The 26,580-nt window shown below is 38.1% G+C and carries 22 protein-coding genes and 2 pseudogenes; 13 read left to right on the top strand and 11 right to left on the bottom strand.

Features of this window, described 5'->3' with window-relative positions:
- Window positions 1-367 precede the first annotated feature (367 nt).
- Both ASF12_RS29150 and ASF12_RS29145 read left to right on the top strand, forming a co-directional pair.
- On the top strand, window positions 368-925 hold the full coding sequence (locus ASF12_RS29150; protein WP_056042175.1) for a hypothetical protein: 558 nt from the start codon (window positions 368-370) through the stop codon (window positions 923-925).
- A 100-nt stretch (window positions 926-1,025) separates the two neighbouring features.
- Entirely contained in the window at window positions 1,026-1,736 is a 711-nt protein-coding gene (locus ASF12_RS29145; RefSeq protein WP_056042174.1) for a hypothetical protein, read from the top strand.
- 396 nt (window positions 1,737-2,132) lie between these two features.
- Here the strand turns inward: ASF12_RS29145 and ASF12_RS29140 are convergent, their stop codons facing one another.
- Window positions 2,133-2,339, bottom strand: a complete 207-nt coding sequence (locus ASF12_RS29140; protein WP_056042172.1) for a hypothetical protein — start codon at window positions 2,337-2,339, stop codon at window positions 2,133-2,135.
- A 26-nt stretch (window positions 2,340-2,365) separates the two neighbouring features.
- A complete protein-coding gene (locus tag ASF12_RS29135) occupies window positions 2,366-2,704 on the bottom strand; it encodes a hypothetical protein (protein ID WP_056042171.1) in 339 nt (112 codons plus the stop codon).
- 555 nt (window positions 2,705-3,259) lie between these two features.
- Between ASF12_RS29135 and ASF12_RS29130 the strand changes: the two genes are divergently transcribed.
- From ASF12_RS29130 to ASF12_RS29105, 5 genes and pseudogenes are all read left to right on the top strand, one after another.
- A complete protein-coding gene (locus tag ASF12_RS29130) occupies window positions 3,260-4,552 on the top strand; it encodes a HEPN domain-containing protein (protein ID WP_056042169.1) in 1,293 nt (430 codons plus the stop codon).
- 349 nt (window positions 4,553-4,901) lie between these two features.
- Window positions 4,902-5,740 (top strand): annotated as a pseudogene (gene ku / locus ASF12_RS33355) (non-homologous end joining protein Ku).
- Between the two features lie 127 nt (window positions 5,741-5,867).
- Window positions 5,868-6,617 carry an ATP-dependent DNA ligase gene (locus tag ASF12_RS29115; RefSeq protein WP_081419116.1) on the top strand — a complete coding sequence of 250 codons (750 nt, stop codon included), beginning with the start codon at window positions 5,868-5,870 and terminating at the stop codon, window positions 6,615-6,617.
- A gap of 249 nt (window positions 6,618-6,866) precedes the next feature.
- On the top strand, window positions 6,867-7,547 hold the full coding sequence (locus tag ASF12_RS29110) for an SOS response-associated peptidase (RefSeq protein ID WP_056042162.1): 681 nt from the start codon (window positions 6,867-6,869) through the stop codon (window positions 7,545-7,547).
- Between the two features lie 291 nt (window positions 7,548-7,838).
- Window positions 7,839-8,783 carry a bacteriophage abortive infection AbiH family protein gene (locus ASF12_RS29105; protein ID WP_056042161.1) on the top strand — a complete coding sequence of 315 codons (945 nt, stop codon included), beginning with the start codon at window positions 7,839-7,841 and terminating at the stop codon, window positions 8,781-8,783.
- A gap of 1,140 nt (window positions 8,784-9,923) precedes the next feature.
- On the opposite strand, the gene ASF12_RS29100 is transcribed toward ASF12_RS29105, so the two are convergent.
- A complete protein-coding gene (locus tag ASF12_RS29100) occupies window positions 9,924-10,907 on the bottom strand; it encodes a tyrosine-type recombinase/integrase (RefSeq protein WP_056042159.1) in 984 nt (327 codons plus the stop codon).
- A 1,286-nt stretch (window positions 10,908-12,193) separates the two neighbouring features.
- Between ASF12_RS29100 and ASF12_RS29095 the strand changes: the two genes are divergently transcribed.
- A complete protein-coding gene (locus ASF12_RS29095; RefSeq protein WP_056042157.1) occupies window positions 12,194-12,862 on the top strand; it encodes a hypothetical protein in 669 nt (222 codons plus the stop codon).
- A 901-nt stretch (window positions 12,863-13,763) separates the two neighbouring features.
- Here the strand turns inward: ASF12_RS29095 and ASF12_RS29085 are convergent.
- The gene (locus ASF12_RS29085) at window positions 13,764-14,750 is read right to left on the bottom strand and encodes a PIN-like domain-containing protein (protein ID WP_268795481.1); all 987 of its coding nucleotides are present in this window, start codon (window positions 14,748-14,750) and stop codon (window positions 13,764-13,766) included.
- Between the two features lie 322 nt (window positions 14,751-15,072).
- On the opposite strand from ASF12_RS29085, the gene ASF12_RS29080 reads away from it, so the two are divergent.
- A complete protein-coding gene (locus ASF12_RS29080; RefSeq protein WP_056042151.1) occupies window positions 15,073-15,726 on the top strand; it encodes a hypothetical protein in 654 nt (217 codons plus the stop codon).
- A 172-nt stretch (window positions 15,727-15,898) separates the two neighbouring features.
- Here ASF12_RS29080 and ASF12_RS36710 read toward each other — a convergent pair whose 3' ends face one another.
- Complete coding sequence (locus tag ASF12_RS36710; RefSeq protein ID WP_162241947.1) at window positions 15,899-16,219, bottom strand: PIN-like domain-containing protein; 321 nt, start codon at window positions 16,217-16,219, stop codon at window positions 15,899-15,901.
- A gap of 427 nt (window positions 16,220-16,646) precedes the next feature.
- Window positions 16,647-17,537: a hypothetical protein gene (locus tag ASF12_RS29075; RefSeq protein ID WP_056042149.1), complete on the bottom strand. Its 891-nt coding sequence runs from the start codon at window positions 17,535-17,537 to the stop codon at window positions 16,647-16,649.
- A 369-nt stretch (window positions 17,538-17,906) separates the two neighbouring features.
- On the opposite strand from ASF12_RS29075, the gene ASF12_RS29070 reads away from it, so the two are divergent.
- The 3 genes from ASF12_RS29070 to ASF12_RS29060 all read left to right on the top strand — a co-directional run bounded on the left by ASF12_RS29070 (window position 17,907) and on the right by ASF12_RS29060 (window position 19,948).
- Complete coding sequence (locus tag ASF12_RS29070) at window positions 17,907-18,110, top strand: hypothetical protein (protein ID WP_056042148.1); 204 nt, start codon at window positions 17,907-17,909, stop codon at window positions 18,108-18,110.
- Window positions 18,111-18,715: 605 nt separating this feature from the next.
- A complete protein-coding gene (locus ASF12_RS29065; RefSeq protein WP_056042146.1) occupies window positions 18,716-19,402 on the top strand; it encodes an amidase domain-containing protein in 687 nt (228 codons plus the stop codon).
- A gap of 15 nt (window positions 19,403-19,417) precedes the next feature.
- Window positions 19,418-19,948 carry a hypothetical protein gene (locus tag ASF12_RS29060; protein WP_056042144.1) on the top strand — a complete coding sequence of 177 codons (531 nt, stop codon included), beginning with the start codon at window positions 19,418-19,420 and terminating at the stop codon, window positions 19,946-19,948.
- A 1,297-nt stretch (window positions 19,949-21,245) separates the two neighbouring features.
- On the opposite strand, the gene ASF12_RS29055 is transcribed toward ASF12_RS29060, so the two are convergent.
- Window positions 21,246-21,956, bottom strand: a complete 711-nt coding sequence (locus tag ASF12_RS29055) for an SOS response-associated peptidase (RefSeq protein WP_235533318.1) — start codon at window positions 21,954-21,956, stop codon at window positions 21,246-21,248.
- A gap of 493 nt (window positions 21,957-22,449) precedes the next feature.
- On the opposite strand from ASF12_RS29055, the gene ASF12_RS29050 reads away from it, so the two are divergent.
- On the top strand, window positions 22,450-23,526 hold the full coding sequence (locus ASF12_RS29050; protein ID WP_056042142.1) for a hypothetical protein: 1,077 nt from the start codon (window positions 22,450-22,452) through the stop codon (window positions 23,524-23,526).
- Window positions 23,527-23,632: 106 nt separating this feature from the next.
- Here ASF12_RS29050 and ASF12_RS34095 read toward each other — a convergent pair.
- The 4 genes and pseudogenes from ASF12_RS34095 to ASF12_RS29040 form a co-directional block, all read right to left on the bottom strand.
- Window positions 23,633-23,821 (bottom strand): annotated as a pseudogene (locus ASF12_RS34095) (GTP pyrophosphokinase); the annotation flags it as partial.
- Between the two features lie 60 nt (window positions 23,822-23,881).
- Window positions 23,882-24,052, bottom strand: a complete 171-nt coding sequence (locus ASF12_RS34785) for a hypothetical protein (protein ID WP_155973542.1) — start codon at window positions 24,050-24,052, stop codon at window positions 23,882-23,884.
- Between the two features lie 146 nt (window positions 24,053-24,198).
- Window positions 24,199-24,516, bottom strand: a complete 318-nt coding sequence (locus tag ASF12_RS29045; RefSeq protein WP_056042140.1) for a hypothetical protein — start codon at window positions 24,514-24,516, stop codon at window positions 24,199-24,201.
- 749 nt (window positions 24,517-25,265) lie between these two features.
- Window positions 25,266-26,126 carry a hypothetical protein gene (locus ASF12_RS29040; RefSeq protein WP_056042138.1) on the bottom strand — a complete coding sequence of 287 codons (861 nt, stop codon included), beginning with the start codon at window positions 26,124-26,126 and terminating at the stop codon, window positions 25,266-25,268.
- Window positions 26,127-26,580: the final 454 nt, after the last annotated feature.

The following is a 26,580-nucleotide window of genomic DNA, read 5'->3' as shown; positions in this document are numbered from 1 at the left end:
GGTCATTTTCTAAGTACAATTATGTCTAAATGAACAGATGCAACGTTCATTTAATCCTATTGGATACGTATGAGTTTTTCAAAACGAAGGAGTGATATTTTTGGCAGCATTAAAAAATGTTTTGGATTCAAGAAAGGTGATAAAATGGGGAGATTATATTCGTGTTTTCACGAATTGTCCTTATAGAAATGGTTGGATAATGGAACTCCAAATTCCTAAGAGTCATTGGAATAATTCGAAATATGACAAGTTTAGATAGTTTAATTAAACTGCATAGGAAATGAGAAAGTAATTATTGAAATTAACATTTCGACGATTGGTTTGTTTATTAAATTTGATTGAAAATTTCAGAGAATAGGGTGAAGTTATGGAAAGATATACACAAGAGTTGTTCGGAATTAATCTATTTACTTATGAAGAAGCGGAACCTTCCGAAAAAGGGGTTCAATATAGTGATGTTATTTTTTATTTGGATAGTCTAAAAAAGTACGATAGGTTCGCAATCGAGGTCACACAGGAATGGGGAGTTAACGTTTGGAGTATTGATGGAGAAAATGTAGATTCCTTTAACCTTATTGATGTTGCAGAATTTGGAGCTGAATTGTTTGCGAAATTTAAGGATCTTGATAAAGGAAATCTAAACGAACAAATAAATCGAAGTCTATCTGAACTTGTAGTTTTTCAAGGTGAGAAGCTTGAGAAATTACAGGATACAGGTATGTTAAGTGAGCAAAGTATTCGAAGTCTAATCAAGAACTTAGAGATAGAAATTGCAAAAATCGACGCTAAGTTGATAAAGCTTGCCGGGAAAATAAGTTCTTGGGGAGAAAAGGAAAGTGCCAATTTATTGGAATTATTAAACAAAAAGAGAGAGAGGAAATTTACCATTTACAATATGTACGTTCTTATTGGATCTTCACGATAAATAGCCTTGTCAAGATGTTTAGAGAATGCTAAAGAGTCACATTTAGCCTTTACTTTTGAATTCGTCATAATTGAAACTATAAATTAAGGGGGAAATACAATTGCAGAGCGACAAATTAAAAGATCTCTCAAATCTCCTTAGGAGAAGAGACTCGCTTAGATCAAGAAGAGATACCACTAATGAAGATGTTGAATCATTTTCCTACTATTCAAATTCAGTAAAGAGAATTATGATCGCAAAAAAACGTTCTAACTTAACTGGGATACTTGGTCCTGTAGGAGAATTGTGCTGCGTGAGTGAAAAGTACGTAATTTCTTACTCAGCGTTACTTAATGAATCAGTTCAGTACATCGTTGTTGAAGGGCAAGAGCATGCTCTTGCCGCAATTAACCATTTGAAGGAACTGAATTTGACGAGTGCAGGTTTTATACCACTGAATCGCTTGAAAAAGTATGTCCCAAACGATTCTTATCATTCTCTAGTAACCTACGAAGGATTTTTAGGGCATGCGGTAGATCTTGTTTCTTACGAAAATAAATATAAGCCGTTATTCAATTTTCTATTCAATGACGTCATCATTGTTGATACGTTAGAGAATGCTTTAAAGATATCTAATTGTAGTGAATCACAACATAAATTGATTACTCTCCAGGGAGAAATCGTTGATATGGGTGGAGCTATTTTAGGGGGCGGTTATGCTTCCTCAACTGATATTCTTGGAGCAAAAAACAAAATCAGCAAGCTAACAGAAGAACTTGAAAATGTCGAATTGGCTATTAATGCAATAAAGAGTGATAACAATATAAAATGATTTTAGATTAAAGTTTGAGTTCAAAAGGTAGGCATAAGCGCTTCGAAATACTTGGAAGAGAACCCTTGATAAAAGGGTTCTTTTTTTTGTCTTTTTTCAAAATGCATAAACCTCGGCAAGACGGAGACGGTAGCTGTCGCGATCTGCTGCAGCTCGCACTCCTGGTACGTACCGGGCACGGATATAGGCTTCCGGCCGTTGTGGTCAATAGCTCCGGTCTAATACTTCATTTACTCCTTAGAGCAGTCTGAGGAGAAAAGACCGCGTCAAACCGAAGGTATTAAAAGAACAACCAGAAGCGCGGATGGCAGCCCATCACGGCGATTGGTCATTATAGGACAGTAACCTCTCGAAGCTCCTCAGTCACGACCAACTGCTTCGGATTTTCCTGTGTATTTATTCTGAGTATTCATTACGACATGCTTTCTCTGCATATGGAATACCCTTCCCAATACGCAAATGGATCAGATCAGGAGAAATGTTCGCCATTAAAGTATTTCTTTCTGCTACTTCATCAACGCATTCATGATAAGTACCATTTTCTCCATTAATTGCTTTGAACATTGAAGCATTCATTCTTGACACTTCTTCAGGCTTAGCCATCAAATCCCCCCTCAAACAAAGAGAATTTATTCTGGAAAAATCCTGCGGCAAGCTATTCTAGCCGATGGAACTCCAGCACCGGCCCCTAGGGCTGCACCTAAAGGTCCACCATATGCTGCACCAGCTGCTGCTGCTCCTGCAGCCACTACGGTAACACAATCATCATAATCTCCACTGGCACCTTTTTCATTTTTGTACGCTGCTGCCAGATCATTTACCTTGTTGTTGAATGAATCGTCTAAAGTATTAATATCAATACCTAATTTTGCAAATTCATTAGAAACAGATTCTTGTACATCCTTTGCCCACTTTGGCTTAGTGAATTTCCGGTATTTTTTCGGTGGTTTAAGTTTTTTCCATGACATTCGGTTGTTCCTCCTTGATACTATTTAGTGTTTATTGATTGTTACCTGAATATTTTGTAGCGCCTTAACACTAAATATGCATCAACCTCAATGGGAAATTGAAACAAGGTAATGATTGTGTATTAGGCGGGCTAGGGATCATACAAATAATATGCTCTGCGGTGCGCTTCCTATTGTTCTTACCGAAGGCACTGCAGTCTGGCACGATCTGCCAGGCCTGCGAAGGCGGCGACTAGCCGATCGGCGGAGTAGCGGAACGATCCTGGTTGTTTCTTCAGGGTCTCTAGTCCGGAGTCGGTCGAGAGTTGTAGACTGGCGGACAAGCCTCACTCGAGAAGCGCGCCGGTGACGACCGCGCCCGGGCGACTGTAGTCTAATCCTTTAGTTTTCTTTTTCGATTGGCACGAGTATGATATATAAGTTCCAGTCTAATTTTCCAAATGCTGACGTTCCGCGTCAATTCAGCATCCTTAGTCTAATCCTTTATTTTTTCGGACGTTTTCTTTGGATTTTTAATCAACGATATTTCTATATAAATGAAGAGGTGAACAACGAATGGGCAAAAAAGTTGGGATATATGAAAACGTTGAATACAGAGGCAGTTGGTGGGTGCCTGGAGAAGAAGATAAGAAGGTTTATGGTGTATTAATAATTTCGAAACGAAAACAAATTAAGCTAGAAGTTATAGGTGATGCTCCAATTGAAAGCTCTCTGTTAAATTCAGAGTCTACTGATTTTCCAATTGTACTCGGAGATTGTTATGACGATAAAGTCACTTTAGTTTCATGTCTAGATCAATCGATAGGAATGAGATTTGATGTTTTTGCGGGCATTCAAAAAAAGAAAGTTTCGATGGTATTTGAATTTGCACTGTTTGGCGAACATTTTTATTCACCTGCAGATCTGTGCTTTCAGTCCATGTACGTTGAATTTTCTAACCTAAATCACTGGATGGACCAAGCACCTTTTTCTCTCCATTATTTCGGTAAGTTAGAGTATAAAGAACATGAAATCGATAATATTAATCTACAAATACAACAGTTTAATATGAATATTAAATCAGGTATTTCTTATGAGGATATTACTAATCGGCACGATACAGTTGGTTTAAGATATACGTTTCAAGTTTTATTTGAAACGAAAGTACCTCAAACATTAGGGTGGTTCTTAAAGAGAATCAATAAATTCAAACACTTTTTATCCATTTATACGGACTCATTAGACTACGTTCTTTCTATGCAAGGATTTTATGGTGATAAATCTAAATTTGTCTCAATATGTACGATTCCTTTACCAGACTATCATAAAACTGATCGAGAATTTAATGCCTTTAAAATGCCAATTAAAATCATGTACGAAAATATTTCTGACATTTTAAATAATTGGTATCAATTCGAGCATGAAGAAATTCTCTACACCTATATTGGAAACATTCCGAATGACAGAAAAACAATTCAAGAAAAATTTCTGGGTTATGCGAGGGTTATAGAGAGTTTACATCGATTCCAAAATCCTGGATCTGGTAAGAATACTTATTTTAGTACAAGAATTAAAGATACCTTGGGGGCATTACCACATTATTTTGCTGAGAAAGCTACTTTAGGTAAGCAAATTCAGGATTTCGCAAAAATGATAACAGCTGAAAGGAATTATTATACGCATTTTGGGGATAGGCCTAATAATTTGATTAGCGACTATGCCATGATTGGATTGAACCATAGCTTGAAATTAATATGTTTTTGGATCATTTCTCGTAAGATTGGGATAAGTGAAGCGCAGTTAACTGAACAACTGAATAATGACCACACTTGGCTGAAAATCTTGAATTATTATCAAAAGAGATTCTAACTTGATTACATCGATATAATGGTGGACATGTAGGATCTACACGAATATACGGAATGGATCGTTTCAAATACGTAATTTCAATTCAAATATGAAGCAATTCATAGTTATTTCATTATTAAAGAACAACTCAAATCTAACAATTAATCTTGAACAGGGAGATGTGCATCGGACCATCTCCCTGTTTCAACTTTTTCTTATGTCTACATCAAGTAGCAACCGAATTTTCACGGGTAATTTATAGCTCCATAATATTCAACTAATTGTATATCTCTGCTTTTAAATGGGTATCCTTCGATTAAATAATCTATCTGACTGGCATGATATGAACAAAAATGAGGAGTGTTAAAGTATGCAAACAATCTGGAAAGGTGCTATTAGTTTCGGGCTTGTTCATGTCCCAATAAAGATGCATGCAGCAACAGAAAATAAAGACATTTCCTTTCGTACCTTACATAAAAGCTGCGGTATGCCCATAAAAAACGAGAAAAAATGCCAGCACTGTGATAAAGCTATTAGTTCGGATGAAATAGTTAAAGGTTATGAATATGAACCGGGCAAATTCGTAATTATTAAAGATGAGGAACTGGAAGCGATCGCTCCTACATCAGCAAAGCTTATACAAATTCTTGATTTTGTTGACTTGACCGAGATTGATCCTTTTACTTTCAAAAAACATATTTCTTATCTCCAGACTTAGCCGGAGCGGGGGCATATGGTTTGTTGCTTACTGCAATTAAAGAAACGAATAAAATTGGTATTGCTAAAATATCGATTCGAAGTAAGAGCAGTTTAGCAGCTGTCAGAGTTATTGATAACTGTTTATCTCTTGAGACGATGTTTTTTCCTGATGAGATCCGCGCCATAAGTCAGGTTCCAAATCTACCTTCTAAGATAGAGGTAAATGAAAAAGAGCTCGGTATGGCTAAAATGCTTGTTGAGCAACTTAGTGAGCCATTTGATCCTCAAAAATATTCTGATGATTACCGCTCCGCATTAACTGAGCTTATTCAATCCAAAATTGTGGGTCAAAGCCCGGATATTATTGAAGCGCCATCTGTTGAAGGAAAGTCAAATGTAATTGATTTGATGACCGCTTTGCAAGAAAGCTTATTAGCAACGAAAAAGAATACAACTCCCGCTGCGTCTAAAAATAAACGACGTAAGAATACTAAAGGAAATGTCTCATGATCTTCAATCTACCGAACGTACCTATGGCGCCAGTTAGTTCCCCGGTTATTCCTATTGGGCCAGAATGGGGTTACCAAATCAAATGGGATGGTGTCCGTACACTGGCAAGATGGGATAACGAAAAAAAATCGAACTCTTTTCAAAAAAAGTAGAGCCACGTAATGATCGTTTTCCAGAAATCGTGGAGCTACTAAGCGGAATAAAAAACCGATCTTGCATAACTGATGGTGAAATATTCTATTTCGATGGGGAAAAGCCAAACTTTCAACGTGTATTAGTAGGGAAAAATAGAAAAAAATTTGATGATTCTTTGATGTATGTCATGTTTGATTTGCTTCAAGATGACGGAGAAGACATCCGAAAATTAAAATTTGAAGAGCGCTACTTACGATTGCAATCCAAATTTCCAGTTAATTACCCTCGGGTGTTTGTCTCAGATTTACATCGTGATGGTATTGGATTGTGGAATTGGGTGTTGGAGAGAGGTTGGGAGGGCATAATCTCAAAAAGACTTGATAGTCCATATGTAGAAGGAAAGGATCATCAATATTGGTATAAAAAAAGAAAGGAAATACGATTGTTTGCTGAAGCTGTGGGCATCAAGCTCAAACAGGATCGAGTATCTACCTTAATTCTTCGATATGACAATAGATATATTGGCCAAGTTTCGGTATTGGATCAAGCATCAAAAAGAATTCTACAAGAATATTTAATCATCAATAAAGGAAATTGCCCTTTTGAGGCAGTACCGAGTGGATTGAAAAACTCTAATGTAGTGTGGTTAAAGGGTTCATTTTCAGTACAAATATCAGCACTTGAACTGACTGATACAGGATTACTTCGCCAAGGAAAGATTTTAGGATACGGTAAAAAATAAAGTAATCGTTTTGATTGTCTGAAGCTTGTGAAAAATGTGCGGTAGCAATCATAGAACTTTGCCGTCTATTCTGTGATAATGCCACCGCCACTTTGATTTCATCCAATAGCTAGGTATGTTTCTATCATTGCCATATAAATAATCCTTTATACTAAAAAGAAAGTAGATGATGAACTTTAAGTTCCAGCAGCAGGAAACAATATTAGTATTCGATTTTCAGATAATAAACAACAATTGGGAGGTAACTCTATGTGTGGACGCTTTACATTAGCAGTTGAAGAGAAGACCATTCTTGATACGATGAAAATTCAAACTGTGAATTATGAACATTCACCAAGATTTAACATAGCTCCTTCCCAAGAGGTTGCTGGAATTATTTCGATCGATGGGAAACGCACTCTAGCTGGATTTCAATGGGGTCTGTTGCCATCATGGGCAAAGACTCGGCAAATTGGTTACAACACGTTTAATGCCCGTTCAGAGACGTTACAGAGCAAACCAATATTCCGTTCAGTGTTTCCCCAAAACAGAGTAATTATCGTTGCGGATGGATTTTATGAATGGTCTGGAGATGGGAAAAATAAACAACCATATCGAATAAGGGTTAAATCTAGTGAAGTATTTGGATTTGCCGGACTTTTTGACAGGTGGAGAAGTGATCAAGGTGATGAAATACAGAGTTGTACAATCATCACAACAACACCTAACGAACTAACGGGTAAAATTCATGACCGTATGCCGGTCATATTAAGCGAAGAAGAGATGAGAATTTGGTTGGACTCTGAGATTGTTGATAAAGAATTACTCCAAAGGCTGTTTAAACCTTATGATTCAAATGATATGTATGCCTACCCAGTATCGAAAATAGTAGGAAATGTTCGGAATCATTCATCCGATCTGCTAGATGAGATTTCTCTAGATACGAAGTAATCAATCAAAGATTCTCGTGACTTATTGGACTAATAATACCTCGGTGACAGCGGCTTAACGGCTTAGTTGCTGTCGCTCGCTGACCATGCGACTGAACGGACCGGGGATTGAAAAAGTATCTTGTTAAGCAGGACTAGAAAATAGGGGATATAGTATAATTAGAGTTAAACGAGAGGCAGCATGCGTGAACCATGGAAATTACACTATAGATGAGCGCTAGGCCTTATCCAATTGCAAAACAAGTGTATTTAAAACAATTGATCTGAGAAAATCAAATGGGGGCATTTAAACTTGAAACTTTTTATTATTGGGAATGGTTTTGATCGAGGGCATGGTTTACCTACGACTTATTCGCAGTTTCGAACATATCTTGAAGAGAAGCATTGGGAATTTTTAATGTCCTTCGAAGAAACCTATTCTATATACCAACCTGACTTATCTGATCCCTATTATCAAAAGGAGAAACATACAAAAAGCGTAGGTGAAATGTTTTGGAATGACTTGGAAACAAATTTGGCAAACATTGATTCAGACCGGATTATTGAAGACGCAGTTCACATGAACTTGGGATTGGAGAATGAATATGACATTCTCGATACGTTGGAACAACATCACGCAATTGAATATCAATACATAAAAGAATTAGCCCTCTATCTATTAGAATGGGCAAAAACTATTAACCTTGATAATGCTAGACCTAGAACGACTTTAATAAATCCAGATAATGAAGCCATTTATATAACATTTAACTATACGGAGGTTCTGGAAAATGTCTATCAAATTGACCCATATGAAGTCATTCACATCCATGGCTCTATACGTGAAGGCGATATAGCTCCTGTTTTAGGACATGGTAATCGAGGAAAAATAGATCGCATGAGAGAGGATTGCGATGAAGCAGAAGGTTCACAGCATGAAAAGGCAATGAGCATTCTTCGCACATTGATAAATTACCTTACAGAAACCTATAAGGATATTAGCGAGTATATGCATGAGCTCAGCAGTCTGCGAGGTAAAGAAATTGAAGAAATCATTGTTATAGGACATTCACTCTCTGGTGTAGACATTCCTTATTTTAAAGAAATAGATCTTAAAACTTCTAAAAAGGCAAATTGGAAGGTTTATTACCACGGTCCAGGAGAAGAAAAGAAGATGCTTGATAGTATGATAGATTGCGAAATTGATAAAGAGCGAATTGTAATGATCCAAAGTAGTGAGTTTTATGATCTGCTATAAATGAACTGCTGAACGACATCGATGGCGGCCGGCACGAGCAACTGCAGCTAACGTATCAGGTTCTCTCGGTGATGAAGGAAGCCGCAATAGGTAGCCAATTGAAGAGAAGGGCACTTCCTCGATAATTCTATTATTGTTTTTCTCAATCGGGGGAAGTGCGGACCGAATTTATTTAAGGAGGCGATATATTTGTTCAATACAACAGGAAAATTCATAATTGGCGTTCTGATTTTTATTACAGCCATCTTTAGATTTTTTCAGGATATTCCTCTTTGGATATTGTCATTAGTTACGCTTTCAGCTACCATTAATCAGTACAAGAATAGCATAAGATCCAAGGGGTATAAATAATATAAGGACGTTTATGTCAGTCTACAACTTTATTTTCTTTGGTCAGCAAATTCATCTTGAAATATGAGGGAGAGAAAACATGTCAGCTGCAGACGCATACATATTAGAAAATGCACGTTGGAATACCGATAATTCAGAACAACGCCCCAAGCTTATCATTTGTTAGCTGGATGCGCTTGAATCGGTGTCACACCTGTTTAATCCTAAAATCATCCACGCCATCGGCGGGATGTCATACATTCATGAACAAATGGAAGCAGGCACTGATTTCGCCTTCTGGTACACAGAAGACGGTTTTCTTTACTGTGAAGGCTAATCCATCACATTTCATATATCAGAAGGAGTTTGGAGACAGCACCAATGTGCTGTCTCTCTTTATTTTAATGACATTTCCGTCAAACAGGCAAAAGGATAGGTGAGGTATGAAAGCGGGCCGCGCAGCCAGACGTTGTGTTCATGAACTCCTAATTCTATAACTTAATTTTCTCCTTACTGCTACAATCACTTTCTTTTGCAGGAGGGAGAAGGGGCTTAAGATAAAATTTAATGTGCAGTCTTAAGAAAATTGTAGCAGAGAGGGCGTAGAAGCTAGCCGGGCGGAATGCTGATAGGTTTAAATCTATGAATAAAAAATCAAATATATGAATAAATATACATATGAACAAAAAACCAATTTTGTTCATTAGTGCGTTAAAGCGATAAAGTATTGTTATGCATGGATAGACAAAAGAACGCATTTACAAACATAAGTGCGTTCTTGTCTTTATTATTCCCTAGCATGTACATCCATTAGGTTAACTCTAACGGATTTGAAGTAATTATATTTCTCATTTTTTCTGTATTAACTTTTGTGTAGATTGTTGTTGTTTTTGGATCTGCATGACCTAGTAGGTCGGCTAAGGCTAATAAATCTGCCCCTTGACCGTCGTTATATAAAACCGTCGCACAGGTATGTCTTAGTTTATGTGGAGATACTTTTAAGTTGTTTGCTTTTACATCCGCTTCTGCAGCGATATCCTCAATGATAAGAGCAATAGATCTCCTATTAAGTCTTTGACCACGCTTCAACGATATGAATAAAGCAGTTTCTTTAATATTATTTCGTTTAATTAAAACTTCCTTTCTTAAAGGTAAGTAAACTGTTAAGCCATTAATAATTTTTGGTGTAATGGCCAAACGCCGTTCTTTGTTTCCTTTTCCGATAATTGAGATTGTACCTTCATCATAATTAATATGGTGAAGATCAATATTAACTAATTCGGAGACACGTATACCTAAGAGTAAAAAAAGCACTGTTATGAGATGATCTCGCTCTTTGAATTTTCGATTGGTTGATGATTCCTCGAACTTAACTGCGTCCTGCAGCGTAAGACTTTTAGGTAGACGTGATGGCATTTTTGGATTTTCAATGTATTGTGATACATCATACTGGATGTAGCGTTGTTTAATAGCCCATTTGAAGAACTGTTTTATAGCTGATATATTTCGAGCTCGTGTGGTAGCTTCAAATATTTTCCCGGCCTTAGGATGGTTTTTACTACTGTTATTAATCTTCTGAGGATGGCGTAAGGTTCCCAAAAACAATTGAAGATCATTTGTATTTATATCTTGTATTAATGTTATGTTACGAGTGTCTTTGAGCCAGATATACAATTTAATTAAAGAACCATTGTATGCTTGGACTGTTCCTGGAGAATAGTTTTTATTTACTTCTAGATAAATAGTGAATGAGTCAATTAGTTGTTCCATATTGTTATTTTCAACATTTTCCATAAAATCACCTCTATATCATAATACCACACATTTTACTTCTCGAAACCGTTATTTTGGGAAGTAAAATATAATTCTGTGTTTCCACTCTTTTTAGGGATATGATATATTTTCTTTCTCTCTCCTCAAGGACATGAACATATATCCTCCTTAGCGGTCAAACCTTCCCATTCTAATATAAACATCGCCAGTCTACAATATTATTTATACAAAACAATCCCGCTACCATTGGTAGCGGGATTGTTTATTCGCCATAGTCAGATTGCGGAGAATGCTTACAAAACGTTTGAAGTGCCTTCAATGGTTTGTGGAGAGCATTTCAGCCTTACTTCACACCATCAGTTCTCGGTGCAACTGTAGCTGACGTACCAGTCTACCATCAACGTCAGTCCACAACACTTGTCCAGTGACACAAAGTTTATCCCTATATTGACAGCAACTTTACCCCTTTAGATAAAATGACACAATTATTCACCCGTATTTCAAGCATAAAATTAAAGTTGCACCAACATTTCCTACTTAGGGATAAACTTTGTGTCACTGTCCTCATAAGGGATAATCTTTGTGTCATTAAACAAAGTGTCAAACTTAATCGAAGTCTGGTTCAAAAATTTCCTAATGATGTGTGTATGCCACGTTTATTAAAAGATAACATAGTCTGAATCGTTAAACATCCTATCTGATTATTATGTAGTTTCTAATGGATTTGAAATAATGATATTCCTCAATTTCTCGGTGCTTACCTTGGTGTAAATAGTTTGAGCTGGCTAGATCGAGTGGGCGTTCCAGCAGAGCATGGCTATAGTAGTTATCCGTTTCAGCTAAGCGGCGGGCAGCGAATTGCGCCGGCAGCTGCGTTAATGCCTAATCCAATGAAGCCTCTCATCCCTTAATTATACTGCAAACTACTCGCTTTAAACTCAGTACGCTTTCTTTGTTATTGAAGGTGTACCCTATTCAGAACACAATGCACTTTCCCAATTAGGAAGCCTCTTTATTTTATTCAGAATTTTGAGCACCTCCCTCCTACCACCTGTCTATGTTCGAATGGCTTTTTAAGAGTATCGTATATATTGCGTTGCGATTATGAAAAACTTTGTACTTGCAATTTCTATAGCGGAGCATCTCTGAAAAACTTATTCCATCTAGATGTAAAAAAATGTTAACAAAATTGATGCAATGTGATATGTTATTAGTAAGGAGGTATTATCCAAAGGAACCACAAATTAGAAACTCTTACTTCATAGAATATCCAGACGCCTAACACAATATATTATATGGAGGTTATTATGAAAAAGTTTGCTTCTATTATGTTCACCTTAATGTTTCTCTTTTCCAGCGTTTCTGTCGCAAGTGCGAAAGAAGAAGCTAGTTCACAGCAAGATCTGATTAATTTACTTAATAAGTATGGTTTCGAAGCTACCCAAGACAGTTCGATTATTGCAACGGCGAATGAAACACTAAAGATAAACAACCTCGAAGAATTGGAAATCCAACTTAAAGAATTTAAAAAATCCATTCAGTCCGCAAAGTCCAATGCTGAAGAGGAAATCCTTATTCCTGTAAGCCCACAAAGTAAATTGAACTCATTTAGTAGTCTAGCTGCTACAACTTATAATGATTCTCACGTGAATTCATGGTGGTGTCCAGGTAATGCGTTATGGGGAGGCACTGCAATAACTATTACTTGTAATATTGCTTATGATTATAGTTATTCTTACGCTAACGGAAATGCCTACTTTACAAGTGCCTCCAATTTTACCTCTTACTTAGGCGGTATACACATATATACGTGGGTCGGGACTAATCACTCATATAATTTTACTACTACAAATAGCCCTGGCGACACGATGAAGATTAAAACACTGGGTTATTATCTATTAGGTATTACTTGGAACAACATACCTATTGGAGCTACGTTGAATGATGAATGGAATGCTAGTTTACGTCTCTATTAAAAAGTTAAGACGATCACAGCTCGATTTTGAGGTGTGATCGTCTTTTTTAGTTACCAATATCTAATGTAAATCATGTAGTGTGTGATTTGATTCGGTTCCTCATTTTAGTTAATAAAATGAGGAAAAAGTAGGTGGCTAACACACATAATGTATAGATATCTAATCTAAATGACGTTAAAGTAAAGAAATTTTTAAAAATGAGAATGTTGTAAGCGGGAGCCTCTAAACCATGATACGTAATAAAATTAAATGGAAACCCCAATTTAAATAATCGATACCCATCTTGATAAAGTTGGCTCCAAAAAATTGAAGAAAGCGGAAAAATACAGCTCCACAAAAATAGCTTGTTTTTGTTCAATTACCTTCCCCTCCTCACACTTTTACAAAATTATAACAGAAAAGGGTTCAAAATGGAATGTCGTGAACGATATTTGGACGCTGCTTAGTAAAATCCCTCATGTCTTCAGCAGCTTGAGCCACCTATGAGCCGATATTTTCAAATCTTGAACAAGGAAGCGATCAAAAATCGGGGAAGGAGTTCGTTACATTGTGCAATAGACCAGGTTAAAGGAGCGAGCTGTGCCTTAGGGTTGACTGCCGCTCACGTTCCTGGTTCCTTTACAGGGGACTTATCTTAAGCTAAGCACTAAGAACATACTTTATTTTCTTTTGACAAGTAAGCAACAAACACGTCCTACTTAGGCTTATGCATATCACGATCGTAATATACTCGAATAGTATTTTCGCCGCTCGAAATATTACAAACTCCTCTATAGGGATAAACTTTGTGTCATTATCCTCGAAAGGGTGAATCTTTGTGTCACAAATATGCGACACAAAGATTCACTAAATAATAAAAAATCCTTATAAAATAAGGATTCAGCAAGAGGTAAAGTTTGTGTCACTGTACAACACTTGCCCACACCGAATCTTCAGCATCAGTATATTCGACAAATTTCGTTACTTCGAATCCGCCAAGTTGAAGTTTTACGGTATCCTGCTTGATTTTGTCCTCTTTATTCTCAGCATCAAGCTCAAATTGCACGTTAATCATGCCACTCACCTTTACTTCGCCTTCTACTGGTTGATCACCGTACTGTTCGATTGTGACCTCCGCCTCAATAGAAAAAGTACCAGCCAGCGAAGCGATTGTTCCGTCATATACAACACTCTCGATGTCAATCACACCTTGGGAAAACTCTATCACTTCAACATCTGTCAATGGGTTGCCGACTGCAAATTGCAGATCGCCGCTATGGATAAGATAGCTGGTGAAATTCACATTTTCGTCCAGCGTTTCCTGCCACCCTGCAGAAGTCATCAGATCATCGACGAGTTCCTCTGCATTAAGTTCGAGATAAGCGAGTGAGTTTTCAAAGTCGAATATTTGAGAAAGGTGATCTAAGAACTCACCCATTCCGACCATGATAAAAGATTGATCGCTGTAGCAGCTGAACTCTTCGATAAGCTCGGGCCGTGGTGACTCGGGTCTGCCATCCTGGTTTAATTTCCACCAATCGGGTTTGTTATCGTTTGTTATGAAAACTACGGGGCGCCCGCTTTCTTCCGCAAACAATAGCTGTTGCTTCCAAACGATTAAATCTCCGAACTTTTGCGTCTTGGTCTCGTCTTTTTTATCTTTTTCTTTTTCATCCATGTAGCCTTGAGGGAGTTTCCGTAAAAATCTAGAATCTCCTTCTGTGAAAAGAGCCAGTTTTTCGCGATAGGAAAACGGTTGACCGACCTTTTCCTGTGTGGCCAGCTGATCCATAAACAATTTAACGTTCCCCGTATCAAGCATGGACTTGTTCATCTCAATTTCATCCTTGATGACATCCTGAAATTGGGTAGCTTCGGTTTCGATTTCAGCAAGCTTAGTCTCAATGATGTCAGTGAGTTCATTAATTTTCGGAAAATGAAAATGTCAGAAGAAAATAATGTACTAGACAGAAAAATAAAGTGTTAGACTGAGAAAATAAAGTATTAGACTGACTCTCTTGTGGCAGACTTTTTAACTCGAATGTTCTGAGTTTAGCCCAATGTGTAAGCATGTTTCGAGCGAGATGTCGGGAAAATGATAAGGAAAGATAATGACATCAGGCAAGCAAAGAATCACATAAAACCTCGGGTTTCCTCTATCCAGCATCTACAATATATAATGTTGTTTAGGTGGGCTTTTTTAGGGATAGAGATAGGAGGACGGAATATATATGATCCCGCATTTTGGAGTGAAGGTACACAATAAAGACGGTGGATATAAACTAACCGCCGATAATTATGTGAAGACGAGTGATAAAGATAATGCCACTTCGTTTGAAGAATCAAAGCTTAAGTTAGAGAAGGTTATGACTCGTTTTGATCTCAATATGAAATACTTTAAGTCACTGTCTCGAGAGAAATTTAATGAAGAACTGCATAAGTTTGTAGCTTCAAATAAGTTTTATGAAATTAAAGATCTTAATTCTGTAGCTGGTATTTACGGGCACTATGTTATGGTCTTAGATGAGTATTGTCAAGTTTACATAGGAACTGCTAGTCGTAACGATGGTATAAAAGAAAGGATACCTCAACATTGGAGAGAGAAGATATCATTAGCTCGTCTTGACAAGGGGGAGTGCGGTTCTCTGCATATAGATAGTTTTAGAGCTAAGGATACTACGAGAATTTTTGTGTGGCGCGATGATGAGTGTACTTTTTTCGAGGATTACACGGTTAACGAGCTTTGGGAAGGTAGATTGGTTGCCCAATTTCCTATAGATTATTGCCTGAATTCAGTCATGATAAATATACCAAAAGAGTTTTTCCATCAGAGGATGAGGGATCGTGATCTAAGGGATTTAAAGGTGTATGGCAAGAGCCATTGACCGACTGCATTAGACAGATTCTTTAGGACAAAACCCTCTAAATAGATTGTTATAACGGTTGTGCTAAATCTAATACTTTATTTTTCTTTTTCGAGTGATTGAGGGAAAGAAAATGAGCTGAGTCTAATACTTATTTTCCAGAAGCTGACGTTCATTGTTTTGAAAATATGGCTTAGTAGCAAGACCGACAGTCTACTACTTTATTTTCTCTGAACAGAAAACCCTTGTACTGATGGAATCGGTTTATGATGTCATTTTTCGCTTTCTGCGTAATCAAATGAACCTGGTTGGTGACATCGTGGTATTTGATCTTCTCCCGCTCAATCACTCCGCGGTAATGCTTCAGATACTCGGCATTGACTTGGTTTGTAATCCAAACATGCTCCGATATTCGGATCAATATATCTAGAACATATTGGGAGGTAGTAGATGAATAGCGGTATAGATCCAAAATGGCGTTTGTATCAGGTAAACGATCGGTTCTTGCTTCCAAATCTCGGAGAACTCATCAAACGGGAAAATGTGGCTCAATAATATACACCTCTGCAACTGTAGTAAATGGGTACATTTTATTATATCAAACATAGAGTGTCCGTAAGATTATATTTTCTTATGTTTCTTAATGGATTCGAACAGTGTGGCCAAATCCCTGTGCAATTACTTTATTTCAAGTTTTATCGGCTTCTCTTCCTGTCCCCCAGCGAAACTAAAACCTCTCTTTACCCCCATTCTTCAATTTTTATATTGCACGGGTCTTCAAAGCTAAAATCACCAGCACTGTATTGTCGGCAGACCCACGTCAATTCAAACTCTTCTAGGGTGTTAGTCTCCGCCAACTTTTTTTGCACAAATCAATTTCAGTATTTTGTGTAAAAAAAGCAGCCGTTCGTCAGCCGGCTGCTAATGGATATTTAACCATATCAATTTACAAACACATATATACAAACTACGTAAACTCTAAGTTCTTCTGGAGTATTAGTGAAAGGCCAGTAATTGAAAAATATATGAGGGGTTTTTATGAATTTTTCAAAAGCAATTTTTGGAACTGTAGAACCTGAAATCCCTAAGCCTCGGGCCATAATCTCCGACATCACTTGAGGATGATTGTGCAAATCGAAGATTTTTCCATGAGTGGTTTCATTAATAATCTGCCCGGCTGGGTTTAATGATCCTCTAATTTTGTCATGCTTGTATTCAATAGCATCGGTAGAGTGAATTAAGACCCCACCAGGTTTTAAAATTTTAAAAATCTCTTTGAAGATTTTTGTAATAACTCTCTCTGCGCATAAATTAATAGCAGCTATTGCTTCACTCGAAATTCTCGTATTTAATTGGCTCATAAAAAAAGGGCTTATCAATTGTGTTGTATAATTGCAATTCATTACAAAGTCGAAATCACTTGGAAAATCTGGAAAATCGAGATCTGACTGCAGATTATTTAAATATGTAATCCTGTCTTGCTCCGTCATATTAGAAATATTTTGGGCTTTAGCCCCTACACCACTAAGGTCAAGAACTACTTTTTTGAATTTGCTTTTGTTTTTAGTCTTCAACAAAAATCTGTCCAATGCATATTCATCGATATCAACCAATACGATTTCGTCAAACAGTTCTTCCATTAACAGAATATCAATGTCGTTTCCATTCCCAGCTCCTAGTAAGAGTGCTCTCCCCCCTTTTTTTATATTATATTGATGAAACACTTTCTGAATGATCTCCCTGTTTCCATTCACAAAGATTCTCCACTCTTCCCGCTGTTTACTTGTATCGATATTAGCAGTGATTTGCTTATTAATGAACATATTTTCCATTTTCCCCATCTCCTTTATATCTATATCGGCCAATTGAACAATTAAGATAAATTACAATTAAGATATATAAGTAGACTGGAGAGCGTCTTCTCACGCTTACCCTTAGACGAAGACGGAGGCAAAGCTGTGGACGTGTGCCTGCATGTACAAACATATCGGTGCGATGGGCATACCAGCCAGCCGATGGGCCGATTCAAAGCGATTCCTGGGCGGTAAATCCGCAGCACGTACTCCCGATTGTTCTCGGAAGACTGATTCAGCGTGAGCGGTTAATCAACGACTCAAGTCGGCAAGTGAAGGTGCCGTTGGCTTGCTGGGCACATGTATTCTATAGGCAAAAAAGTTGTAGACTGAGACGAAGGCTAAGCCTTGGCCAGCGCCTGTTTTTCTTCGGGACCCGTTCGATCGGCATACCAGCGAATGCTGCTGCTAGCTGAGGAACACGCTTCCTGGTTGTTCCTCCCGAAAGTTCCTGTAGCCGCCGGCTACTTTCGCCAGTTTAGTGCAGTCGGTCAAGCCGGGTTCACTAACTATCAGTTGCTCGGCGCTGCTGCAGTTGGCGTGCCAGGCTAATGCTTTTTCTCGTTAGGCCAGAAGTAGCCGGCAGTGGCTTCGTCTGCCTGCTCTTCCTGTCGGCCAGCTAATTTAAAGCCTCTCTTTACCCCATTCTTCAATTTTTGTATTGCACGGGCCCTCAAAGCTAAAATCTCCAGCACTTGTTGGCGGACCTCGTCAATTCAAACTCTTCAAGGGTGTTCCACTCCGCCAACTTTTCTTTTTCACAAATTCAGTTTGAGTATCAAGTAACCAACGTACCGATCACTCCTCACAGACTCTTTCAGAGGAATAACTATGCGTTTACTTCAACTTCCCCGCACAGTAAATGCAATTGTCTATATTGTCACTAAGTCGTATTTTTAGCCGATTTACTTTTTTTAATCTAAAAAAGAAATTTCTGTAACTTTTTACTGATTTGTGCGTCTATATAAATAGGAAGACTGGTTGTATCAGATTTTAGGAGTTTGATTCCCTCAAGGAAACAACCTCCCTCCATCTGTTATGATAAAAATTTTAGCACTCTTTGTTTGGCTAAAGTGAGGCATACAACCTGAATAACCTAACTTATCTAACTTTACGACACAGCAAAACCAAGAGTAGCAGGAGGAGCTGAATTTTAGTTGAAGGGAAAGTTGAAGTCAGCAATTGTTGCCACTGTAGTTGGTGCCACTCTTTTAACATCTTCACAAGCATTCGCTGCAGACGTAATGTTCACGAACTCATCCACTACTAACAGTACATTTAGTCGTGCAAGCGCCGCCGATTACGCAGAAACATGGGCAACGTCATCAAATCCTGCTTACGCCAGTTATGGTAGTAACAGTGATGGTGGTGATTGCACGAACTTCGTGTCTCAAGCATTGTATGAAGGAGGTGGGTTAGCTTTTAATGGAACCAAAGGCTACAACAGAAACACAGTAGACTGGTACTATTATGGACCAAATGTTCCACCTGCTACTAATCCGAGAACTTCTTCTTGGACAGGAGCACATCAATTCAGGGAGCATTTTGCCGTTATCAATGGTGTTGGTGGGAAGAAAGCATACAAAGCAACAAGATATACTTCTCAGGAATTAAGCAATGACTTCCAGCCGATATATGATGAGTTGTACCGGGGAGATATTGTCCAACATGTTAACTCTGGCGGACATACTATTCATTCTCAGATTGTTAATGGCTACGGCCCTGGCAACGATCTAAAGGTTGCTCAACATTCTATTAATAGCGGGACTTGGAATAAGGACATCTCTTTAAAATCATACGTAGCATACGGCTCGTGGATTGTTTCCATCAAAATTAAGTTATAAAGGAGCTGGGAAACGTTGAATAAAAAAACGTGGATGATTCTCTCTGTCTGCGGTGTGTTAGCGGTTGGAGGTTTTGTATGGGGGAACATCGGTTCTAACCATGCTGAAGCTAATGTCCCTTCCCTTCAAGAGAAGGTTGACTATGCAACTGAAAGCTATGAAGCACAAAAGAAGATTGCTGATGCCCCAGGAGCAACAACTGCAGAAGAACAGAAGTTAAAGGAGCTGGCGAGCAAATCTGGAGATTTAGAGGCTGAGCTCAATCCGCAAAGTGCGCTTGACGAATTTAACCAAGTTTTTGCGGGATACAAAGATTTGTATGCAATTGAAAGTGCCTATTATGCTGACCAGCAGGATTCTGAAGATCCGGCCGTTCAAAGGGTTTTAAAGGAACTGGAGCAAAAAGGTGAATTGATTGCTCAATTTGAGCTCAAGGCACAAAGTCAGGCATTGAACAAATCTGCCGATGGTGAGTCCTTGGTTGATCAGTTCATGTCAGCAACAAGCGAACTTAACCAAGAGCTCTACCCAGAACAGTATAAGTAATAAGGAATGTCGAAGGAGTTGCCCAATTGTGGTAACTCCTTTAATATAACTGGCATTCGTTTATGTTCGTTTCCAAGGGGAGCGTTGTAAATACCATAGAAGTGTTTTTTCGAGTAATATTAATCTCAAATCAGCTGCTTGTTGCTACTACAGCGTCTAATACTAATTATCGTTTGGATCAATAACACGACCCGCTACAGCTGTTAGCCGATGCGGGTCGTGTTTGTCTAGCAATGTATTAAACTAAGGGTGTTTTGAAATTGGCCCTTTCGAGCCCGTACATCACATGCTCCACCATATTCGTCTTACTTGATTCGCATATTTTGACGATCTTTCTCATCTTCTTCAAAAGTTTTATTCATGCAGTCCTTACAAACGCAGCCAATAGGATTTATTACCATGCACAGCGCTTCTTTTCCGCAATAGTTGCAATCGTCCAAAATTATTAAAATGTCCGGTATTTTCATGACGTTATGCTCCAATCATCTTGTTACGAACGAAACGCTCTGCATATTTTTCCATCCAGCTGGGCATGGTCCAGCCATTGTCTTATGCACCCTTTCAATAATCTATAGTAGTACTCAAGACTGCAGGATCGCCGCTCTCTCTATCCATGTATTCACTATAGGATTATGGAGGTTAACGTGTCAATTTTTGTTGGGCATTATTATGGTGAAGCCAAACCTTGTGTTTGGCGCGGTCAAGGTACTAGTTCTCTGGCTTGTGCAGATAAAGCTCGTGCTTCAGAATGACACCTGGAATCCGGGATACCACGATCAGGTCGCCGGCGAAGAGCAGCCGTTCAGTTCGTGTGGATCTGAAAGCGACCTCTTTCGGTGCGTGAGGCACCGCTGCCGGCGACGGCAATCAGGTTGGAACCTTGTAATCCAGTCTAAATCTTATTTCTGCAAAGCTGACGATTCCTGCAGCTTCTGCATACCTCTCACATGAAATATTGACTCGAACCTGAAATAGATGAGTCGGTTTCATGAGCGGGCGACTGCCTAGGAAATCCGCATCTCATGTTCCTGGTTATCTTTCCAACTGTACTGGTTTGTTGACGGGGGCACTAGCCGTCAGCTGCTCGCCGGGCTGACTATTTCAAAAGCTGTAAACCGCGTATCATCAAACATTCTTTAATTTCTCGGTTTAACCCGCCACACTGAAATGGAACTCCCTCTTCTCTGAATGAAGCCCAAACTCTCATTTAGGTTGTTCTTACTAAGTTCCTGTTCGCCGCCTGCTGCTCCAGTCTAATACTTTTTATATTTCGTTTTAATACTTGAAAATCTGCTTTTCACTTTGAATTTAGTGGAATCTCCTCGATAAGGTTTGATAAATTATTTCGTACGTTACCAACTGATTTCGTTACCGGGTAAACATACATATCTTCCGGATCATAAGCCTTAAGAAGGCCTTGAAGTATTTCTTTATCCTCAATGCTAGGGTCCAACCAGAGATTCATCGCGTCTTCACTTAGTATAACCGGCATACGATTATGAACTTTTGCAGTAAGTTGATTTGGCTCTGTAGTAATAATGGTACAACTTTGAATTTCTTCTCCTTCAGGACTTTGCCATCTATCATAAAGCCCGGCAAATCCAAATACTTCTGTCGATTTAACCTTAAATCGATAGGGTTGTTTCTCCTTTCCTTCGTGAGACCATTCATAGAAACCATCTGCAATAATGATCATACGTTTTTTAGTAAAGATAGAGCGGAATGCAGGTTTGCTCTGTAACGTCTCAGAACGGGCGTTAAATGTGCTATATGCTAATTTACGAGTCTTAGCCCATGTTGGGAGTAACCCCCAATAGAAGCTGTCTAGAGTGCGTCTACCATCGTTTAAAATAACTCCAGCAATATTTTGTGTTGGAGCAATATTATATCGTGGTGAATGTATATAATTTACTTTTTCAATTTTAAATGTTTCTATAATTTGATGCTGTTCAGCAGCCAGGGTAAAACGTCCGCACATAAGTTCATCTCCTTTATTTGTCTCAAACATTATTAATCTTTCCCAGAATATTTGAGTATGAACCATTAATAAATAGGAATCCTGAAGCTCCGATTCAAAGCACTTCCTAAAAATAAAGAATTTGACTCCAAAAAATCCGACTTCCAACCGGCGGTGAAACTACAACTCGCGCTCCTAGTTGTAATTGTTCTTTCGGAAGTACCGATTGCCCCTATCTGTTCGTCGTAGCCAATGGAACCAGCCGATCCGTGACGTTGGCTTGCATGTTTATTTTAATGATGGAGATAGTAGCATATATCGTGTTTCAAGTGATTCTAGTGGCTTCTATTAGCATTTCAACACTAACCACAGTATAATTGGAGTCCATGATCCTTTATTCCATTAGATTGGCAAATTGGGTTCGCAAGGGGCTTTGGTAATCACAACATACGCGACATACTTCTCCGAATTGTCATTGAATAGATCTTGTCTTTAGTACCTGCTGATTACATGAAATGATTCCCTAAATTTAAGGAGAAAAATTATGTACATTAAATGTTTTGACCTCTATGGTTTTCGTACATATTTTGAACGGTCAGTGATTAACCTACATCCTGGCTTAGAGATATTGCTTGATAACAAAACCTCAGATTTGTTTACTGCACTCCGTTGGGCACTCATGGACAACCGGTTAAATGCACTTGGCTGTCGTAAGCTGGAAGAGTTAATTTTTGCTGGAGATAATGAGCACGTTGCTCTCAATTTCACCGAAGTTAATATCGAATTTGACAACACAAAAAAGAAATTACCTGTGGATTGGTTTTCAGTTAACATCAAACGGCGATACTTTAGAACTAGGGAAAGCGAATTTTGTCTCAATTGGATGCCATGCCGATTAAAAGATATTCGTGAGTTGCTGAGCGATATTCTGAACGTTGACGGAGTTGCAGTTTGGGGAATTGCTGATCGATTTAGCTTTACTGACTTATCTTCAACCTTGCGTCGTCGGTTGTGGGACGCATCCGCAGATTGCATGAAGTATCGAAAGCAGCTTCAGGTATTGGGAACCAAACATAAAGTAGCGAAAGAGAATCAAGATCGAATGAACAATTTGATTGAAGAACTGCTCCTGCAGCTCCAGGATACAAAAATCGGGAAACTTTTGATCTTTAGTGAAAATGAAGAAATTAGGTTAGAAGAACGATTGAAATTTTTACAGGATCTACAGTCTGAGCAATTTGCAACTATAGAGAAATTAAACCGAGAAATTCTGAACTTTAAAGAAACGCTGAGTAACCAATTTGAAGAGGATTTTTCGCGGTTATCCGCTGCATTCTTGTATGAAATACAACGTTGGACCAATTGGAATGCTTCACTAGTTTTAACACAACCGAATGATCTTGAATCTACAGGCATTGCGATTGAAGGTTTGCCAGATAATTTGACGATTTCTGATCAGTCTGCAATGGGTTGGGCGTTCTGGTCTGCATGTATGAAGGTTTTAGAGCTCCCCGTATCTGTGATTCAAGTAAATTCGGATGAAGAGCCACACATGGAACTCTTGTTGGCAGTCTTATCAGAATTTGCTCCTTCAATGCAGATAATCATGTGTAAGCGATGAGTTTCATTCCGAGCGACAGACCAGCAGGTTGTAAAATTAGAAGATTTCGATTCCATGCACCTTAAACAGGATCAAAACAGAATAAACGGTTTCAAGGAAGAGTCGTCCTTAGATCATCTGCTGTTATTCTGGAATCCTCCAATACATCGTGTAAAACTCCAACAATACGCTCTTCCTCTGTATTAAGTGACAACATTACTCGTAGAGGATGCAATATATACGGATGGCCGGCTTTATCTTTTTGCTGCTCATGTGCTTTAGCAGCTATTTCAATTGCTTTATTCAAAGTTGACAAATGCTCACCTATTTCATAGTTATTAGTAAAGCAGCGGCTATCGATGACTCAAAAAATAGGTTAAGAGTATTTTTCCGCAATGTACCAAATTAAAGAAAATATATAGGTGGCATAAAAAAGAATGCTAATTGAAATAATAGCTGCCTTTTTATTTTTAAAAGACTTGATAAATACCGGAAGCCCTAGTATTGCAACTACACTGGCTATATAGATAGTGCTTGTTTCTACCATAATTAGCCCCCTTTCTAAATTCAGCTACAACAAATCGATATACCTTTCATAAAATTCCCCGTTTCCATGAATCACAATCACTTTTTTATCTACTTCCTCGCTGTAGTGTCACATTTTTGAGGTTCGTCTTATCCGCTCAGTCTCCGCTATTTTCTCCATCTAAATTTATGCTTCCCTGTAACTGCTGCAGGCTGGAGTTTATCAATCTGCCACACTCCCATCAATGAATAAACCTGAACCAAAGTATTTAAGTGCTCATAATATGATTGTCCTGTATCTTTAACTTGCCATTTTTCATTTATCATTGTGGTGAGTAAATCGATCTGCCCACGAATATAATTTGAACGTACCTGATACTCCAATCCAGTTTCTGAATTTTCCACACGGATAAATTCATTAATAAGTGCTGTCAAAGTTTTACGGATCGCTTCAGATCCAATCGTAACGTTAGGCAATTCTTTCATCAATTAATACTCCTTAATCGTCCTCAAACTCCAAGGATAGCTATGTAGTAATTCTTACTAATTTCTGGATATACCGTTCTGGGCGATGCCCCAGGTGCCTTTCAGACTCCGTCTCATCCACCCCACCTCAATTCATTGGCCAAGGAATCAGCGAATGTATGACACTGCATGCAAGTATTCTGGATCGGTTCAGATCGGCAACGGTTGCAAGCCGCACTCGAGCAGCGCGCCGGTGTCGGCCGCGGCCGGACGGCGGCGGCAGGGTCGCTGCGCTGCAGCAACTCATGACTTCTGGTTCGCCCGGCGAGATCCGATTCGGCATATAAATGAATTCGTCCACTAAAATCCTCTTTTCAAAAATGATTAATTTGAAATAGAAACTCTTGGTCCTAATGAGAGAGTTATCCTTTAAAGCCTATAATAACGAAAAAGCCGCAACTATGCGACTTTTAATGGAAAGTGTGTTCAATACTCTTCTTTAGTATTCTATATTTATGAATTTTCTATTGATTTAGTAAGAAATCTAGTAAATAAACTTTGACTTTCTTTGGTATCTGATGTGGAATGAACTTAAGATGTACCTTCTCCCTTAAAATTCTCGCCCTTCTTGGTTTCTAAAATTCGAACCTGATAAGGAAATGAAAAGAACGCATCTACTTCAAAATGAAGTGGGTGCGTTCTTTTCATTTCCTTATAGGTATTCATTTATTCAGTGACATATCAAGATGGAGATTTTAATTTTAGTCTTATTATTTTTCTTGTATTTTTCTTTCAAGTGCGATTTGGAGTTCTGCTTTTTCTTCTTTTAATTTTGATATGTCACCCATTAATTGACGGATTTCATTCATGTATTGCTTCTCTGCCTCAAGTAACGATTTTGCCATAGCGACTTCATTACTTGATATTAGTTTATCAACATCTTGAGTATGGCTCTCTACTTGCGAATGCATTGTATGCTTTATACGTTCCAATTCCAATTTTAAATTATTATTCTCATCTAAAAGAAGCGCAGCTTGACTGGCCATTTTTTCATGATCATTTGCTTTCTGTTTTGAAGTCTCAGCAGCTTCTTGCGCTAGAGCTACCAACCTAGTAGCTTGTTCCTTTGAGTTATTCGACTCTTTAACCAAAAGCTCCATCTGTGCGAGCTCCTTGGTAGCCTGTTCCCTAAATAGAGCTGCTTCAGCTAATGCCTTTGAAATTTCTGCATCTTTCTCTACTACAATTACTTCAACTTTTTTCTTCATTTCTTCAACTTGTTCATCAGCAAGGATTTTATACTTCTCCGATTCGTTCCTCAGTTCATATAATGTAATTTTCAAATCATCAATTTGGTTCTTATTAAGAGAAATTATATCCTGGGATTGTTGTTCAATATCACGAGCACTTAAGACGGATTCAACATAAATCCCCTCGATTCTATTGAATAAATGTCTAATATCATCTAATCTGGGGATCGCACGTCCCGCTGCTTCTTCTTTTTTTATTCTATCCAGACCGAGAAGATACTCCATTGCATCTTTTTGAGTCATATTGGCTCCCAGCTCAGTTACAATATTATTAATAGCTTCTTTTTGCGGGGTCGAACACTTTATTGTTGTATCATTCATTGTATACTCCACATCCTTCGTTTTAATAGGTATTCTTAAGTATATTAGTATTCTCTTAGTATACTTGATTCAAAAAAAGATATACTGCTTTTTTAGGAGCAGTTTTCTTACTAATTTTTGCCCTGTTTTATATAATGCTAAACTACACTTTAATCTCATTTTTCTCGAAGATGAGCGAATGTATGACTCCGGATAATTAACGGAGGATAATTTTAATGATCATTCTTTCGTTCTTTGAATACTTCAAAAGTACCATACAGATATCCTATTTACAAGAATTTATGCTAAGATTGATTTGTTGCTGATTTGTTTAATTTGTTCAGTAATAATTTGTGGAAAATGGAGTGGTGCGTGTTGGTGATCATATTCGAAATACTTAAGAGTAACTTATCTATTTCAGCTTTACAAAAATGTAGGACTTTTTGCATTGTTTATACAATATTATCTTTTGCTT

The organism is Paenibacillus sp. Leaf72, from assembly GCF_001422685.1.
In the GTDB taxonomy this organism is placed as follows: Bacteria; Bacillota; Bacilli; order Paenibacillales; family Paenibacillaceae; genus Pristimantibacillus.
The sequence above is the reverse complement of the archived record's forward strand: the minus strand, read 5'-3'. Positions and strand labels throughout refer to the sequence as shown.